Here is a 15,916-nt window from a genome sequence, read left to right as displayed (position 1 = left end):
GTCTCCCGCAGGGGGGCCGGCTCCTCCGGCGCGGAGACCGGGTCCCCGCCGGAGACTGCGGAGAGCTTCCGGCGGTAGGCCGCCAGATCCACAAGGTTCCCCCGGTGCCGGATGAAGTGTTCCGTCTCATAATAAATGGTCTGCATACCCTGATCCCTCCTATGCTCCAAGCCTACCACAGCCAGGGTCCCATTGTTGGGACTTTTGCCGCTGCCCTATGGTTTCTTCGGCGGTGTTTTCCTCTTTAGACGTGCCCGCCGGCCAAAAAGTTTCCAGAACTTTTGTTCGATTCGATTATACAACAAATGTTCGATTTTTGTCAAGGGGGAAAGGGCGTACGGAGGGGCGGGAGAAGAACGGGATTGTAAAGCAGACGGATTTTGATATAATGAGGGGGAATAAGTACCGGCTCTTTTTCGGTCATCCCGCCGGCTGCGGGCCGGAGACAAGGAGTTTGAACCGCTATGCTGTATGCCCTGCTCGCGGCGGTCCTGGTGGCCGCCGACCAGGTGGTCAAGTACCTGGTCCGTGCAAATATCCCCCTGGGGACCTCCGTCCCCTTCCTCCCCGGCCTGATGGAACTCACCTACGTCCAGAACACCGGCGCGGCCTTTTCCATCTTCTCCGACCACACCTGGGTGCTGACCGTCATCTCGGCGGTGGTGGCCGCCGCCATCGCCGCGGCCCTGGTGCGCCGGGTGATCCGCCACCCCTTCGGTGTGACCTCCCTGACGGTGGTCTTTGCCGGGGCGGTGGGCAACCTCATTGACCGGGCCCTCTTTGGCTTCGTCACCGACATGTTCAACCTCCAGTTTATGCGCTTTGCCGTCTTCAATGTGGCCGACATCTGCGTGGTCTGCGGCGGCATCGCCTTCTGCATTTACTTCCTCTTCTACTACGACAAGCTGGAGAAAAAGGAGGAGCCCCATGGCCAGGACGGACCTTCTGCTGACAGCTGACCGGGACGAGGAGCGGCTGGACCAGTTCCTCTCCCGGAGCGTGGAGGGCCTTACCCGCTCGGCGGCCCAGCGGCTCATCGAGGAGGGGGCGGCGAAGTGCAACGGCAGGGCCGTGAAGAAGAATGCCCGCACCGCCGTGGGGGATGTGGTGGCCCTGTCCCTTCCGGACCCGGAGCCGGCGGAGGTGCTGCCCCAGAACATCCCCCTGGATGTGGTCTATGAGGACGACGACGTCATCGTGGTCAACAAGCCGGTGGGTATGGTGGTCCACCCCGCCCCCGGCCATCCCGACGGCACTTTGGTCAACGCACTGTTATATCACTGCCAAAATAGTCTCTCCGGAATCAACGGCGTGCTGCGGCCCGGCATCGTCCACCGCATTGACCGGGACACCTCGGGCCTTCTCATCGCCGCCAAGAACGACGCCGCCCATCTGGCCCTGGCAGAGCAGCTCCAGGACCACTCCCTGTACCGCTATTACGAGGCGGTGTGCGTGGGGGGGCTGCGGGAGGACGGCGGCACCGTGGACGCCCCCATTGGCCGCCATCCAGTGGACCGGAAGAGGATGGCCGTGGACCGGAAAAATGGCCGCCCGGCGGTGACCCACTGGGAGGTGCTGGGCCGGTATCCCGGCTATACCCACGTCGGCTGCCGGCTGGAGACGGGGCGGACCCACCAGATCCGGGTCCACATGGCCGCCATCGGCCATCCCCTGCTGGGGGACACGGTGTACGGGGCGAAAAAGCCGGTTCCGGGGCTGGCGGGCCAGTGTCTCCACGCCCGGAAGCTCACCTTCGTCCACCCCCGCACCGGGGGGACCATGACGGTGGAGTGTCCCCTGCCCGACTGGTTCACGGCGGTGCTGGACAGGCTGGAGCGGGGGCGGCTGTGAGGGCCACGTTGCAGCGCAGCAACAAGGGCGCGTCTGGGAAGCCGCGCCCCGCGATAGAGGGAATACCGGGCAGCGGCGCCGCGTTCTGCGCCTCCGTCATTCTGAGGCCGAAGGCCGAAGAATCCGCATCCCCGTTGTCACAAAAGGGACGGGGGGGTGACGGATGCTTCGCTCCGCTCAGCATGACGCGGGAGGAGGGATGCGCACACACAGGCGCGCCCCACACATGAAAGGGAAGAGTGAATAGTGAATAGTGAAGAGTGAAGAGTGAAGAGGGGCGGAGGGCCTCCCCCCTTCCTTGACAATCCCCGCCGGGTGCGATAAAATGAGTCAGACCGCAGGACAAATCGAATACAGGGGCGCTGGACGCAAGTCCGGCTGAGATGCAGGGGAATAGCGCTTCCCCCGGTCCCTTGAACCTGATCCGGGTAATGCCGGCGTAGGAAGATGATTCGACTTGGCGTCGTTTCTCCCGTACCGCATTGCGCAGTGTATTCAGGTTTGCGCTGCGGTACATTTTTGTAAGGGAGAACTTCGTATGGAAAACACCGCGACTGTCCGGCCCCGGCCCCGCCGGAAAAACGCCACCCGCATGCTCTGCGAGGGGGCCGTTATGGTGGCCCTGGCCCAGATCCTCAGCTACATCAAGCTCCTGGAGCTGCCCAACGGCGGCTCCCTCACCCCGGCCATGTTCCCCGTCCTCCTCTTTGCCCTGCGCTGGGGCCTGGGGGACGGCCTGCTGGCCGGTTTCGCCTTCGGCCTGCTGCAGCTCCTTTTTGACGGGGCCTACGCCTTGGGCTGGCAGTCCATGCTGCTGGACTACCTGCTGGCCTTCGCCCCTCTGGGCCTGGCCGGACTCTTCAAGGGAAGGGCCTGGGGCATCTTCCCCGGCACTGTGCTGGGCTGCGCCGGACGCTTTGCCATCCACTACATCAGCGGCGTCACCATCTACCGCATCTACGCCCCCACCGAGGTGCTGGGGACGGTCTTTGACAACCCCGAGCTCTATTCCCTGGTCTACAACGGCTCCTACATGCTCCCCAACACCGTGCTGGCCCTGGCCATCGCGGCGCTGCTGTACGTGCCCATGAAGAAATACTACGCGGGGAGCGATCTGATCTGATAAGGTGTGATCTGTGTGGGCAAATTTAGCGGCGTGCTGCTGGCCAGCGACTTTGACGACACCCTGGTGGGGGACGACTGCGTCCTCTCCCCCGCCAACCGGGCGGCGCTGGAGTATTTTACCGCCGAGGGCGGTGTCTTCACCGTCTCCACGGGCCGGGCCAAGCGGACCTTTGCCCCCTACGCCCACACCGTCCCCATCAATGCCCCGGTGGTCCTTTCCAACGGGGCCGTGCTCTACGACTTTGCCGCCGACCGGGTGGTGGTGGATTTGCCCCTCCCCCAAACGGCGGCAGCCGACCTCTCCGCGCTGAGCGCGGAGATGCCCGAGCTGGGCATCGAGTGCTACCACGGGGACGACGTCTACATCCACCGCCCCAACGCCCACACCATGCGCCACGTGGAGCGGGTGAAGACCACCTGGACCCAGCGGGACCTGATGGACATGCCCGCCCCCTGGAGCAAGGCGGTGATCCAGGCCGACCACGAGACTCTGCAAAGGGCCCAGACCATCATCCGGGACCGCTGGGGGGACCGATACGAGGCCATCTTCTCCAATGCCGTGCTGCTGGAGTGTACCGCAAAGACGGCCAACAAGGGGGGCATGGTCCTCAAGCTGGCCCAGCTTTTGGGCATCGACCGGGCGCACATCTACTGCGCCGGGGACAACCAGAACGACATCCCCATGCTCTCGGCCTCGGCCATCCCCTTCGCCCCGGGCAACTGCGCCCAGGCGGTGAAGGACTGGGGGGCCACCGTGCTCAACCCCTGCGAGGAGGATTTTATGGCCCAGGTGGTGGGTATCCTGGACCTGCGCTACGGCGGCTGAGCCTTTCCGGGGCTTGACAAATGGCCCGGAAACGGATAAGATACTCTCGCATATGGAAAACGCGCAGAAAAGGACAGGTACCGCCCCCATCGCCGCACAGAGAGCCGCCGTACTGGTGAAAGGCGGAGGACGAGGGGACGGGAGGATCACCTTGGAGCGGCCCGCTGAACGTACAGTAGGCGGGGACGGCAGGCACCGTTATCGGCCATCGAGCGGTCCGGGTACACCCGGGCAATGAGAGTGGTACCGCAGAGGTTTTTACGCGCCTTTGTCTCTTGAGGAGACAAAGGCGCGTTTTTTGCTTGTGTGTGGTCCACAGGTGGGCCCCAGACTATGTCATTCTGAGGCCGCAGGCCGAAGAATCCGTCCCCTTGTCCCTTAATGTCACGCAAAAGGACGGGGGAAACGGATCCTTCGCTGGCGCTCAGGATGACGGGGGTGATACTCAGGTGACAAAGGCGATATTCGGGATGACGCAGGAGCGTAGGGGCGGATAGCGTCCGCCCCAGTGTGCGCCCTGGGGCAGCCTTCCCCAGGGGAAGGCTGCGGGGTATCCCCTCCCTTTTCCCCCAAAAGATCCAAAATCAATTCACATAAAAAGGAGACCAAACTCATGGATTACAACCAGACCGTCCATCTGCCCCAGACCGACTTCCCCATGCGGGCGGGGCTGCCCAAGCGGGAGCCCGACATGCTCCAGGAGATGTATGACCACGACCTCTACAAGAAGATGGTCAAGCGCAACGAGGGCAAGCCCACCTTCGTCCTCCACGACGGCCCTCCCTACGCCAATGGCAACATCCACATCGGCACCGCCCTCAACAAGATCCTCAAGGACATCATCGTCAAAGAGAAGAACATGACGGGCTTCTGCGCCCCCTATGTCCCCGGCTGGGACACCCACGGCCTGCCCATCGAGTCCGCCGTCCTCAAGGACAAGAGCGTGAAGCGGGAGGAGATGACCACCGCCCAGTTCCGCACCAAGTGCCGGGAGTACGCCGAGAGCTACATCGCCAAGATGACCGAGCAGTTCAAGCGCCTGGGCGTCCTGGGCGAGTGGGAGAACCCCTATATCACCCTGCTGCCCGAGTTCGAGGCCAAGCAGATCGAGGTCTTTGGCAAGATGGCCGAGAAGGGCCTCATCTACAAGGGCATGAAGCCGGTCTACTGGTGCCCCCACGACCAGACCGCCCTGGCCGAGGCCGAGATCGAGTACGCCGACGACCCCTGTACCACCATCTTTGTGAAGTTCCCCGTGAAGGACGACAAGGGCAAGCTGGGCCAGTACTGCGACCTCTCCAGGACCTACTTCGTCATCTGGACCACCACGCCCTGGACCATCCCCGGCAACCACGCCATCTGCCTGAACGCCGACTTCGACTATGTGCTGCTCCAGGCTCCCGGCGGCGACGTTTATGTGCTGGCCAAGGACCTGGCCGAGAGCGTCTGCAAGGCCGCCCACATCGACTTTGATGCCTGCAAGGTGCTCGCCGAGCTCAAGGGCAGCGAGTTTGAGCTCATGACCGCCAAGCACCCCCTCTTTGACCGGGAGTCTGTCATCCTCAACGGCGAGCACGTCACCCTGGACGCCGGCTCCGGCTGCGTCCACACCGCCCCCGGCTTCGGCGCCGAGGACTTCCAGATCTGCCAGCAGTACGACAAGGCCGGCCTCACCCACATCGGTGTGCCCGTTCCGGTGAACGCCAAGGGCGTCATGACCGACGAGCGGTACAACGGCCAGTTCTACGCCAAGGGCAACGACATGGTGGTGGAGGACCTGGAGAAGGAGGGCTTCCTGGTGGCCAAGGAGGCCATCACCCACTCCTACCCCCACTGCTGGCGCTGCAAGCACCCCATCATCTACCGGGCCACCGAGCAGTGGTTCTGCTCCGTGGACGCCATCAAGGAGGCCGCCGTGGCCGCCTGCGAGGGCATCCAGTGGCACCCCGGCTGGGGCAAGGAGCGCATGATCTCCATGATCTCCGAGCGCAACGACTGGTGCATCTCCCGCCAGCGGGTGTGGGGCGTGCCCATCCCCATCTTCTACTGCGACGACTGCGGGGCCGACATCGTGAGTCCCGAGACCATCGCCCATGTGGCAGAGCTCTTCCGTGAGCACGGCTCCAACGTGTGGTTTGACCGTGAGGCCCGTGACCTGCTGCCCGAGGGCTTTGTCTGCCCCAAGTGCGGCAAGGTCCACTTCTCCAAAGAGACCGACATCATGGACGTGTGGTTTGACTCCGGCTCCACCTGGGCCGCCGTGGCCGCGGAGCGCCCCTACCTCAAGTACCCCGCCGACCTCTACCTGGAGGGCGGCGACCAGTACCGGGGCTGGTTCCAGTCGAGCATGCTCACCTCCATCGCGGTGAACGGCGTGGCTCCCTACCGGCAGATCGCCACCCACGGCTGGACCGTGGACGGCGAGGGCAAGGCCATGCACAAGTCCCTGGGCAACGCCGTGGCCCCCGACGAGGTCATCAAGGACTACGGCGCCGACATGCTCCGGCTGTGGGTGGCCTCCGCCGATTACACCCAGGACATGCGCATCTCCAAGGACATCATGAAGCAGCTCTCCCAGGCTTACCTCAAGATCCGCAACACCGCCCGGTACATGCTGGGCAACCTGTGCGACTTCGACCCCGACACCGATGCCGTGCCGGCGGCGGAGCTGATGGAGCTGGACCGCTTCGCCCTCTCCTCCCTCAACGACCTGGTGAAGGCCGTCCGGGCCGCCTATGACCGGTACGAGTTCCACGGCGTCTACCGGGCCATCTACAACTTCTGCGTGGTGGACATGTCCAACTTCTATCTGGACATCATCAAGGACCGCCTGTATTGCGGCAGCGAGGCCCAGCGCCGCTCCGCCCAGACCGCCCTGTATCACATCCTGGACGGCATGACCCGCCTGGTGGCCCCCATCCTGGCCTTCACCAGCGACGAGATCTGGCACGCCATGACGCACGACAAGAGCGCCGATGCCGAGAGCGTCCTCCTCAACGACATGCCCCAGGTCCGGGAGGAGTGGAAGCTCTCCGACGAGGACACCCTCCGCTGGGGCCTGCTGGGCTCCGTGCGGGCCGCGGTGAACAAGGCCCTGGAGAACGCCCGGACCGCCGGCGTCTTCAAGAAGGCCCAGGACACCGAGATCACCCTCTCCGTGGCCGAGCAGAAGGACGCCGACTTCCTCCGCAGCGTGGACCTGGCCTCCCTGTGCATCGTCTCCAAGGTCACCGTCACCACCGACGGTATCGAGGGAGAGAAGGCGGAGGACTGCCTCATCCCCTGCACCATCGCCGTCAAGCTCTCCGAGGCCCCCAAGTGCCCCCGCTGCTGGAACCACTGCGATTCCATCGGCGCCGACGGCCACCACGCCGAACTGTGCGACCGCTGCGCCGCCGTGGTGGAGGGCTGAGCCGTTTTCTTGCCCCGCGCCATTTCGAGCCAGCGGGCACACTGGCGAGCAATCCGTAAACCAAAAGAGACGTTCACCGACTGGTGAACGTCTCTTTTTCTATGTGGATGGAGCCGTAGAGGTTTTCATGCTCCCGGAGATAGAGCCGGACCAGATGGCGGACCTGACCGGACAGAGTACGCTGTTCCCGCTCGGCCACATACCGCAGCTTTTTCTTCATGTCCTCATCCATAGAAATGCTGATATAGCTTTGCCTTTTCATATACCCACCCCCTGCGCCCAGAATATCACTCTTAATAAATCTAGTCAACTCTGAATCACTCTTTGATATGGGAAATTCTAAATGATAGCATAAAGATATATTTAGAATCTATTAGATAGGAAGTGGTCCCATGGGTGTGCAGGAGGTACCCTATTCCCTGCGTCTGGATCCCCAGACGATGAAAAAGATTCGGACGCTTGCCAAGCTGGAGCGCCGCTCCATCAACATGCAGCTGTGTATTGCCGTGGAGAGCTATTTGAAGGCATACGAACAGGAGCATGGGGAGATCGTGACGGAGGAATAGGGCAAAAGACGGATGAGGGTGGGCATCGGGCGTGGTCTGTGCCCTGCCCACCCCCTCAGTCCGGCTTCGCCGGACAGCTCTCCCGTCAAGGGGAAGCTATATTTTGCGGGGCGCGGCCTCCCGGACGCGCCCATGCACCACCTCGTTCTGTGGGGCGTGACGACCTCGGCGCGCCAAACCACGCCCCAGTAGGGGCGCACCTGTGTGTGCGCCCGCAGACCTTCCCCCTTCCAGGGGGAAGGTGGCATGGCCATGGGCCATGACGGATGAGGGTGGGCCGGAGATTGTACCCGGGCCGACACACAGGTCGGCCCCTACGGGATTATTCCCGCGTCATGCTGAGCGTCAGCGAAGCATCCGTCTCCTCCGCCCTGCCCCGCTACGGGGAGACTCCCTCAGTCAGCTTCGCTGACAGCTCCCTCAGAGAGGGAGCCGACGGATTCTTCGGCTTCGCCTCAGAATGACGGCGGGAAGGGGTGGCGAGATACATGGGCGCACCTGTGTGTGCGCCCGTTCCTTTCCCCGCGCATGCTTCGCGCCCCAAAAAACGCAAAAACCCGCGGGACCGTTTCAAACGGTCCCGCGGGTTTTGTGTGCTTATTTGATTTCGTAATCCTTCCCGAACTGGAGGTGCTCCAGATCGATGCTCAGCCGCTTGGTAGGCTCGTCGTCCTCGGCCTCTTCGGCCATCTCGGCGGCCCGGTTCAGAAGGGTGGCGGTGAGGTCGCTGTAAAGCCCGCCCGGCCGCTCGTCCTCCTGGGGGAGCTCGTCGGCGTCGTCCTCCTCCGGCTCGGTCTGGTCGGGGACCTCCTCCTGGGCGATGCGGTCCATGCTGGCCTGGATCTCCTCCACGGTGTCCGCCACCGGATCGGCGGGGACGGCGGTCTCCGGGGTGAGCTTGCTCAGGCTGCCCAGATAGTCCAGCTCATGCTGGTAGAGCTCCTTGAGCTTGGAGACGTAGGCGGTGGTGGCGTTCTGGGCGGCGGTGAGCCGCAGCTGCTCGGCCTCCACCTCCCGGTGCAGGTTCTGGATCTGGGTCCGGGTCTCCTCCTGGGCCTGGCGCAGCATGGTCTCCTTGCTCTCCCGGGCCTCCTTCACCAGCTCGTCGGCCATCCTCTGGGCGGTGAGAAGGGTCTTGCGCATGGCGTCCTCGGTGGAGCGATATTCCTCGATCTTCTCCACCAGCACCTTCATTTTGGCCTTGAGGGCCGCATTTTCCTTGTAGAGGGTGGTATAGTCCTCGGTGAGCTGATCCAGGAACTCGTCCACCATGGCCATATTGTAGCCGCCGAAGCCCGCCTTGGCAAAGGCGTGCTCAGAGACCTCCTGCGGCGTCAGCATAAAGGGTCACTCCCCGCTTTTATAATCTCTTTTTTGATTGCTTTAGAAATAGAGTCCGTTGTTCTCCCCACCCGATGCTGCGCATCGTGCGGGGACCCCTTCCATCTCATCTGCTCGGGCGAAGTAAATTCGCCCGGCATCAAGGTTTTGGCTGGGCCAAAACGCTTGAACGGCGTATGCGCCGTCCCGCCTGCCGCGGGTCCCTGGCGGCCATTGCTTTAGAAGTAGAGTCCGTTGTTCTCCAGCTCGTCGATGAGGTCGCCCAGAATGTCCACGTTGTAGGGCGTGATGATATAGGTGGAGATGGCCACCTTCTTGATCTTGCCCTCGTTGGCGTAGGCCACGCCGGAGAGGAAGTCCAGCAGGCGGCGGGCGATGTCCTTGTTGGTCTGCTCCAGATTGAGGACCACGGTGCGCTTTTCCCGCAGGTGGTCGGCGATCTCGGCGGCGTTCTCGAAGCGGTCAGGCTTCACCAGCACCACCTGGAGCTGGGTGGTGGTGTGGATGTTGACCACCTTGTTGCTCCGGCGGGGCTCGGGCTCAACGGCGTAGAGGGAGCCGGTGCTCTCCCGGCTGTCCCGGAGCTTTTCCTTGCGCTCGGTGCGGGGGGCGGGGGCGTCGAAGTCGTCGTACTCCTCCTCGTCTTCCTCGTCCTCATAGGGACGGGCCAGGCGCTTGATCTCATCAATGAATCCCATAGCGGTACCTTCCTTTCCTTCTTCCTCGCGCTGCCGCCCCGGCGGAGTCAGGGGTGCATGGGGGGTCGTGGACCAAAGAGGGCTGTCCCCACCCGGACCAGGGTGGCGCCCTCCCGGATGGCGTCCTCATAGTCGCCGCTCATGCCCATGGACAGACAGTCTATATCAGTGTCATTATCCCCTATTTGACTTCTTATGTCAACAAAAAGCTGGCGGGTGGCGGCAAAAAAACGCCGGTTGTCCCCGGGCTCGGCGGCAGCGGGCGGGATGGCCATAAGGCCCCGCAGCCGCACATGGGGGAGCTCTGCGGCCCGCCGGGCCAGGGCGGGCAGGTCCTCGGGGAGACAGCCCCCCTTGCTCTCCTCGTGGCCGATGTTGACCTCCAGCAGGATGTCCTGGACCAGGTTCAGCTTTTCGGCCTGGCGCTCCACGGCCCCCAGGAGCCGGAGGGAGTCCACCGACTCGATGAGGTCCACCCGGCCCACCACAAAGCGGACCTTGTTGGTCTGCAAATGGCCGATGAAGTGGACCCGCGCGCCGTCGTAGGCGTAGTCGTCCAGGTGCCCGGTGAGCTCCTGGACCCGGTTCTCGCCGCAGACGGTCACCCCGGCGGCGATGGCCGCCCGGATGGTCTCCGAGGTCTGGACCTTGGTGGCGGCCACCAGGGTGATCTCCTCCGGGTCCCGGCCGGCCTCGGCGGCGGCCCGGGCGATGCCGGCCTTTACCTTGGCGATGTTTTCCTCCAGTGACATGGCGATCTCCTCCATTTCTCTCTTTGGTTCAGCCGGTCATGACCTTTCCGTCGTAAAGGGCGTCGGCGGAGACGATGACCTGATCCCCCGCCCGGAGGGCGGTCTTGCGCTGATTGTCGGTGGGCACGTCGGGGAGGACGGCCCGGACCAGATAGTAGTCCCCGTCGTCGGCCAGGATCTCAATTTCCTTCCGCTCGGCCTGGGCGGCGGTGAGGACATAGACCACGATGAGCTGCTTGGCGGAGGTCTTCCCGGTCTCGGGGTCGGTGACCTCCACGGTCTCGGTGCGCACCGCCTTCTTGGGCACCCGGATGCCGGTGATGCTGCTGAAAACGATGTCCACCGTCTGCTTGCGGAGCATGCTGGTGTCGGCCAGGCTGCGGGTGGAGGAGAGGACCACCAGGCAGACGTCGTCCTGGGGCTCGTCCACCCGCTCCACCTTCATGGACACCTCCCCGGACCAGTCTCGGGAGAAGCGCACCGTCACCGAGCGGCCTGGGATCAGCCGCTCGGCCACCTCCAAGGGGAGGGCGGCGGTCAGGTACCATTTGGAGTTGGTGATGAGCTTGCCCACCGCTCCGGCGGGGGCGGCGGGGTCCTGGGTCATGAGCTGCCGGAGCCCGGCGGCGGTAAGGTCCCCCAGCATGTCGGGGGAGAGCAGGCTTTCATAGCCGTCGGCCATGGCGGAAAAGGTGCCCGCACAGGGGGCGTACACGGCGGCGGTGTCCAGGGCGGCGGCGCTCTGGAGGGCCTGGATCTGGGTTTGGATGGCGCCAATGGCGGCGGTGAGCTCCTCCACGCCGGCGTCGTTGGCGTAGCCGTGGCGGAGGATCAGGCTCTTGAAGGAGAGGGACTGTTCCTCCAGGCTGGTGAGGTCGCCGTAGGCCGCCGAGGTCCGCAGCCCCACCATGGCGTCCACGATGCTCTGCTCCAGGCGGCTGGCGTCGGCGCCGGTCTGCCCCTGGAGGGCGTACAGAAGCTGTTCCTCCTCCAGCTTGAGGGTGCGCAGCTGCCGGCGGCGGTCCAGGGCGCTCTCGTCCTGGTAGAGGTAGGCCACCGGCGACCCGGCGCGGACCTTCTCGCCCTGGTCGGGGAGGACGTCCACAATGGCGGCGGTCTGCCCGGTCACCACTGTCTCCGCCCGGACCAGCAGTCCGGTGGTCTCGGCGGCGTCGTCCACCGTGTGGATGTAGGTGGTCACGGTGTAGCTCCGCTCATCCAGCCCCCGCACCGCGGAGAAGATGAGGTAGGCGCACACCATGAAGAACATCAGTAGGATCATGATGCGGGTGATGAGAGTGCCCTGTTTCATAGGTCAAGAATCCTCTTTTTCTGCCCATCCCCCGGCGGCGGGTCAGCCCTCCTGGCCCCCCTCCCCCTCCAGGGGCACCGCCCGCTCGGGGACGATGGTGGAGATGGCGTGCTTGTAGATGATCTGCTGCTTGCTGTCGGTGGTGAGGACCACCACAAAGGAGTCAAAGCCGGTGATGACCCCCCGGAGCTGGTAGCCGTTCATGAGGAAAAGGGTGACCCCCATCCGGCTCCGGCGGGCCCTGGTGAGAAAGGTGTCCTGAAGGTTGAATCGGTTCTGCATGGTATGTACACTCCTCTTTCTGTTGGAATGCACCCATCATATACCAAATTCTTCCATATATGCTGTCGCTTCCTGTCGCCCGCGGGACAGGTCCGGCTCTTTTTCCCAGGTGATCCACCGGACGCCGGGGGTGCGGCGGAACCAGGTGAGCTGCCGCTTGGCGTACTGCCGGGAGCGGAGCTTGACCTGGGCCACGGCGTCGGCCAGGGTCTCCTCCCCCCGGAGGGCGGCGGCAAACTCCTTGTAGCCGATGGCCTGCATGGCGGTGGCGGCGGGGGGGACGCCGGAGGCGAGGAGGTCTCTGACCTCCTCCTCCAGGCCCTGGTCCATCATGAGGTCCACCCGGCGGTCAATGCGGTCCCACATGTCCTCCCGCCGGGAGAACTGGAGACACAGCCGCAGGGCATCGTACTTGGGGGGGAGGGTCTGGGTCCGCGCGTCGTGGGCGGTGATGGTCTCCCCCGTCTCATACCACACCTCCAGGGCCCGGAGGATGCGCTTTTCGTCGTTGGGGTGGAGGCGGTCTGCCCGGTCCGGGTCCACCCGCCGGAGCTCGTCGTGGAGGGCGGGCAGGCCCTCCGCCTTTGCCCGGGCCTGGAGCTTCTCCCGCCAGGCCCCGGTGAAGGGGGCAAAGTCCCGGCCAGCCACCAGGTTGTCGATGTAGAGGCCGGTCCCCCCCACCACGATGGGGAGCCTGCCCCGGGCGAGGATGTCCTGCACGCAGGCGTCTGCGGCGTGGACGTACCGGGCCACGGAGTAGTCCTCCGCCGGGTCGGCCACGTCCAGCATGTGGTGGGGGACTCCCTCCATCTCCTCCACTGTGGGCTTGGCGGTGCCGATGTCCATCCGGCGGTAGATCTGCATGGAGTCGGCGGACACCACCTCGCCCCCCACCGCCCGGGCCAGGGCCACCCCCAGGGCGGTCTTGCCCGAGGCCGTAGGGCCGCAGATCACCAGCAGTTTGGGTCGATGTTCCATGGAGACCTCCTTTCAGGGATGAGAAGGGCGCCGCGCCGCCTGTGGGGTGCGGCGGGCGGCTGCGTTACAACCACCATGTAGGGGCGCATCCATGTGCGCGGCTGCGCCGCCCCGCGTCATGCTGAGCGGAGCGAAGCATCCGTTTTCCACGTCCTTTTTGCGGCAGCAAGGGGTAGGAATACGGATTCTTCGCCTCTGGCTCAGAATGACGGGATCGGACCGTGATGCCGTGACGCGTCGGGGTCGCTGCGCCCGCCCCAAGGATACAAAGTGGTTCCGTGCACGTCTGGGCAGCCGCGCTCTGCGAAAAGACGCGCCGCACAGCTGTCCGCTGGCCTTACGCCCGCTTGAAGAGCTTTTCCAGCTGGGCCCGGGTGAGCTCGACGGAGACAGGGCGGCCATGGGGGCAGTACTTGACCGCCCCTGACATGACGGCCCTGGCCACCCGCTCCAGCTCGGCGGGGCCGTTCTTCTGCCCCCCCTTGATGGCGGCCTTGCAGGCCATGGTGGCCAGCAGGTGGTCCCGCACCCCGCCGGGGTCGGTCCGCCGGGCGGACAGGAGGTCCCCCGCCAGCTCCAGCAGGGTGGCCTCCACCTCCCCGGCGTCCACATAGTCGGGGCACTGGCGGACCACCACCGCCCCGCCGCCGAAGTCCTCGCAGGTGAAGCCAAAGGCGGCCAGCTCCTCGGCGTGCTCCAGCAGGGCGGCCCCCTCCTCGGGGGCGGGCGTGAAGACCACCGGCGTCAGCAGCAGCTGCACCATGGGGGCATAGCCCGCCGCCTTCAGCCGGTCAAAGTTCATCCGCTCGTGGGCGGCGTGCTTGTCAATGAAAAAGGCCCGCTCCCCCTGTTCCACCAGGATGTAGGTCTGAAAGAGCTCTCCCCGGATGGTCCAGGGCTCCAGTTCGGGTTCCGGGGTGGGAACGGGGACCGGCTCCGGGGGCTGTTCCGCTGCCGGTACGGGTGTGGCTTCCGCTTTGGGTTCCTGGGCGAGGTCGACCCTTTGGACGGGGGCCTCTTTCGCCGGCTCCGATTCCGTCCGGACCGGGGGTGGGGGAGAAAAGACGGGCCGGGCGAAGTCGTGGAGGGGCAGGCCGCCGGTCTGCCGGACCGGGGGGACGGCGGCGGGGCGGGAGACGGCCGGACGCCCCTCCCCTGCCGGGGCCTGGACGGTCCGGCGATAGGTCTCCGCAGACAGGCGGAGGAAGGTCTGGTTGGGGGTGACGGCGTCGTGTCCGGCGGGCTTTGCGGGGGCGGCGAGGTCGGCCTTCGGGGGGCGGGCCTTCTCCTCCAGGGCCCCCAGTACGGCGTGGTAGACGGCGTCGAAGACCTTTCGCTCGCTGACGAATTTTACCTCGGTCTTGGCGGGGTGGACGTTGACGTCCACTCCGTTGAGCCGGGTGGAGACGTGGAGGACGCAGCCGGGGAATTTGCCCACCATGCGCTGGTTCTGGTAGGCCTGTTCCAGGGCGGCCATGAGGAGCCGGGACTTGACGAACCGCCCGTTGACGAAGAAAAACTGGTAGTTCCGGGAGCCCCGGCAGCAGGCGGGGAGGGAGGCGAAGCCCTCCACGGTGACGGCGTCCTCCCCGGAGCCCTTCACCGGGAGCATGCCCAGGGCCAGCTCCCGGCCCAGCACGGCGTAGAGGGCGGAGGAGAGCTTCCCGTCCCCGGGGGTGAGGAGCTCCTGCTTTCCGTCCCGGAGGAAGCGGAGGGAGAGCTCTGGCCGGGCCAGGGCCTCCCGCTGGACGGCGGCGAAGACGGCGGCCCCCTCGGCGGAGTCCTTTTTCATGAATTTGAGCCGGGCGGGGGTGTTGTAGAAGAGGTCCCGGACCACCATGGTGGCGCCCTGGGGGCAGCCGGCCTCCTCCCTGCCGGTGACGGCCCCGCCCTCCAGGGTGAGGGCCACCCCCAGGTCGTTGCCGTCCGAGCGGGTCAGCAGCTCCACCCGGGACACGGCGGCGATGGCGGCCAGGGCCTCACCCCGGAAGCCCAGGGTGCCGATGGCGGACAGGTCGTGCTCGGTGCGGACCTTGCTGGTGGCGTGGCGGAGGAAGGCGGTCTCCACCTCGGCGGGGGGGATGCCCCGGCCATTGTCGGTCACCCGGATGTAGGTCATGCCGCCGTGCTGGATCTCCACGGTGACGGCGGTGGCACCGGCGTCGATGGCGTTTTCCAGCAGCTCCTTCACCACCGAGGCGGGGCGCTCCACCACCTCGCCGGCGGCGATGAGGTCGGCCACATGGCTGTCCAGGACTTGAATGTGAGACATGGGTTCACCAGCTTTCTTAAGGAAACATGACGGGGAAAAGGCGCGGGACCATGGGCGCGTCTGGGAAGCCGCGCCCCACAAAACAGGGATATGGCCCATTTGAGCACCCTGTCGTTCTGAGGCGGAGCCGAAGAATCCGGTGGCTCCCTCTTTGAGGGAGCTGTCGCCGCAGGCGACTGAGGGAGCGGCAGGGCACAGACCACGCTGCGCGGGCCGATGGGGACATCGGCCCCTACGCCAACGCTGCGGCGGTTTTGTAGGGGCGGCTACCAGCCGCCCGTCCAGAGTGGTACCGCGTCGGTTTGCGGGCGGCCACAGGCCGCCTCTACGGCGGGGTGGTTTGGCGCGCCGAGGTCGTCGCGCCCCACAGAATGACGTGGCGCATGGGCGCGTCTGGGAAGCCGCGCCCCACAAAACAGGGATATGGCCCATTTGAGCACCCTGTCGTTCTGAGGCGGAGCCGAAGAATCCGGTGGCTCCCTCTTTGAGGGAGCTGTCGCC

At 65.2% G+C, this 15,916-nt stretch carries 15 protein-coding genes and 1 riboswitch; of the genes, 7 read left to right on the top strand and 8 right to left on the bottom strand.

The genetic code is table 11. The features are described from left to right. The first annotated feature begins 464 nt into the window (after nucleotides 1-464). The 5 genes from lspA (at nucleotide 465) to ileS (ending at nucleotide 7,214) form a co-directional block, all read left to right on the top strand. A complete protein-coding gene (lspA, locus tag Q0Y09_RS12360) occupies nucleotides 465-959 on the top strand; it encodes a signal peptidase II (RefSeq protein WP_297722215.1) in 495 nt (164 codons plus the stop codon). Then, nucleotides 928-1,851, top strand: coding sequence for an RluA family pseudouridine synthase (locus tag Q0Y09_RS12355; protein ID WP_297722212.1), 924 nt, complete (start codon nucleotides 928-930; stop codon nucleotides 1,849-1,851). Before lspA ends, Q0Y09_RS12355 begins: the two co-directional genes overlap by 32 nt. Nucleotides 1,852-2,196: 345 nt before the next feature. Further along, nucleotides 2,197-2,315, top strand: a riboswitch (TPP riboswitch). Between the two features lie 74 nt (nucleotides 2,316-2,389). After that, entirely contained in the window at nucleotides 2,390-2,974 is a 585-nt protein-coding gene (thiT, locus tag Q0Y09_RS12350) for an energy-coupled thiamine transporter ThiT (RefSeq protein ID WP_297722209.1), read from the top strand. A gap of 15 nt (nucleotides 2,975-2,989) precedes the next feature. Beyond that, on the top strand, nucleotides 2,990-3,802 hold the full coding sequence (locus Q0Y09_RS12345; RefSeq protein ID WP_297722205.1) for an HAD-IIB family hydrolase: 813 nt from the start codon (nucleotides 2,990-2,992) through the stop codon (nucleotides 3,800-3,802). A gap of 613 nt (nucleotides 3,803-4,415) precedes the next feature. Then, complete coding sequence (gene ileS, locus Q0Y09_RS12340; RefSeq protein ID WP_297722202.1) at nucleotides 4,416-7,214, top strand: isoleucine--tRNA ligase; 2,799 nt, start codon at nucleotides 4,416-4,418, stop codon at nucleotides 7,212-7,214. A 73-nt stretch (nucleotides 7,215-7,287) separates the two neighbouring features. Here the strand turns inward: ileS and Q0Y09_RS12335 are convergent, their stop codons facing one another. Then, nucleotides 7,288-7,476 carry a hypothetical protein gene (locus tag Q0Y09_RS12335; protein ID WP_297722199.1) on the bottom strand — a complete coding sequence of 63 codons (189 nt, stop codon included), beginning with the start codon at nucleotides 7,474-7,476 and terminating at the stop codon, nucleotides 7,288-7,290. 130 nt (nucleotides 7,477-7,606) lie between these two features. On the opposite strand from Q0Y09_RS12335, the gene Q0Y09_RS12330 reads away from it, so the two are divergent. Beyond that, on the top strand, nucleotides 7,607-7,780 hold the full coding sequence (locus Q0Y09_RS12330) for a hypothetical protein (RefSeq protein WP_297722196.1): 174 nt from the start codon (nucleotides 7,607-7,609) through the stop codon (nucleotides 7,778-7,780). A 335-nt stretch (nucleotides 7,781-8,115) separates the two neighbouring features. Continuing rightward, complete coding sequence (locus Q0Y09_RS12325) at nucleotides 8,116-8,244, top strand: hypothetical protein (protein WP_297722193.1); 129 nt, start codon at nucleotides 8,116-8,118, stop codon at nucleotides 8,242-8,244. Between the two features lie 133 nt (nucleotides 8,245-8,377). Here the strand turns inward: Q0Y09_RS12325 and Q0Y09_RS12320 are convergent, their stop codons facing one another. The 7 genes from Q0Y09_RS12320 to mutL all read right to left on the bottom strand — a co-directional run bounded on the left by Q0Y09_RS12320 (nucleotide 8,378) and on the right by mutL (nucleotide 15,415). Continuing rightward, complete coding sequence (locus Q0Y09_RS12320; RefSeq protein WP_297722190.1) at nucleotides 8,378-9,121, bottom strand: DivIVA domain-containing protein; 744 nt, start codon at nucleotides 9,119-9,121, stop codon at nucleotides 8,378-8,380. Between the two features lie 218 nt (nucleotides 9,122-9,339). Continuing rightward, the gene (locus Q0Y09_RS12315) at nucleotides 9,340-9,819 is read right to left on the bottom strand and encodes a cell division protein SepF (RefSeq protein WP_297722188.1); all 480 of its coding nucleotides are present in this window, start codon (nucleotides 9,817-9,819) and stop codon (nucleotides 9,340-9,342) included. 47 nt (nucleotides 9,820-9,866) lie between these two features. Next, nucleotides 9,867-10,571 (bottom strand): YggS family pyridoxal phosphate-dependent enzyme, encoded by a 705-nt coding sequence (locus Q0Y09_RS12310; RefSeq protein ID WP_297722185.1) that lies wholly within the window; start codon nucleotides 10,569-10,571, stop codon nucleotides 9,867-9,869. Nucleotides 10,572-10,599: 28 nt separating this feature from the next. After that, the gene (locus tag Q0Y09_RS12305; RefSeq protein WP_297722182.1) at nucleotides 10,600-11,883 is read right to left on the bottom strand and encodes an HlyD family efflux transporter periplasmic adaptor subunit; all 1,284 of its coding nucleotides are present in this window, start codon (nucleotides 11,881-11,883) and stop codon (nucleotides 10,600-10,602) included. Nucleotides 11,884-11,925: 42 nt separating this feature from the next. Then, nucleotides 11,926-12,165, bottom strand: coding sequence for an RNA chaperone Hfq (hfq, locus tag Q0Y09_RS12300; RefSeq protein ID WP_297722179.1), 240 nt, complete (start codon nucleotides 12,163-12,165; stop codon nucleotides 11,926-11,928). 36 nt (nucleotides 12,166-12,201) lie between these two features. Beyond that, nucleotides 12,202-13,143 carry a tRNA (adenosine(37)-N6)-dimethylallyltransferase MiaA gene (gene miaA, locus Q0Y09_RS12295; RefSeq protein ID WP_297722176.1) on the bottom strand — a complete coding sequence of 314 codons (942 nt, stop codon included), beginning with the start codon at nucleotides 13,141-13,143 and terminating at the stop codon, nucleotides 12,202-12,204. Between the two features lie 337 nt (nucleotides 13,144-13,480). Next, nucleotides 13,481-15,415, bottom strand: a complete 1,935-nt coding sequence (gene mutL, locus Q0Y09_RS12290; protein WP_297722173.1) for a DNA mismatch repair endonuclease MutL — start codon at nucleotides 15,413-15,415, stop codon at nucleotides 13,481-13,483. Between the last annotated feature and the right edge of the window lie 501 nt (nucleotides 15,416-15,916).

This window comes from Intestinimonas sp., from assembly GCF_026169115.1.
Taxonomy (GTDB): Bacteria; Bacillota; Clostridia; order Oscillospirales; family Oscillospiraceae; genus Intestinimonas.
The sequence above is the reverse complement of the archived record's forward strand: the minus strand, read 5'-3'. Positions and strand labels throughout refer to the sequence as shown.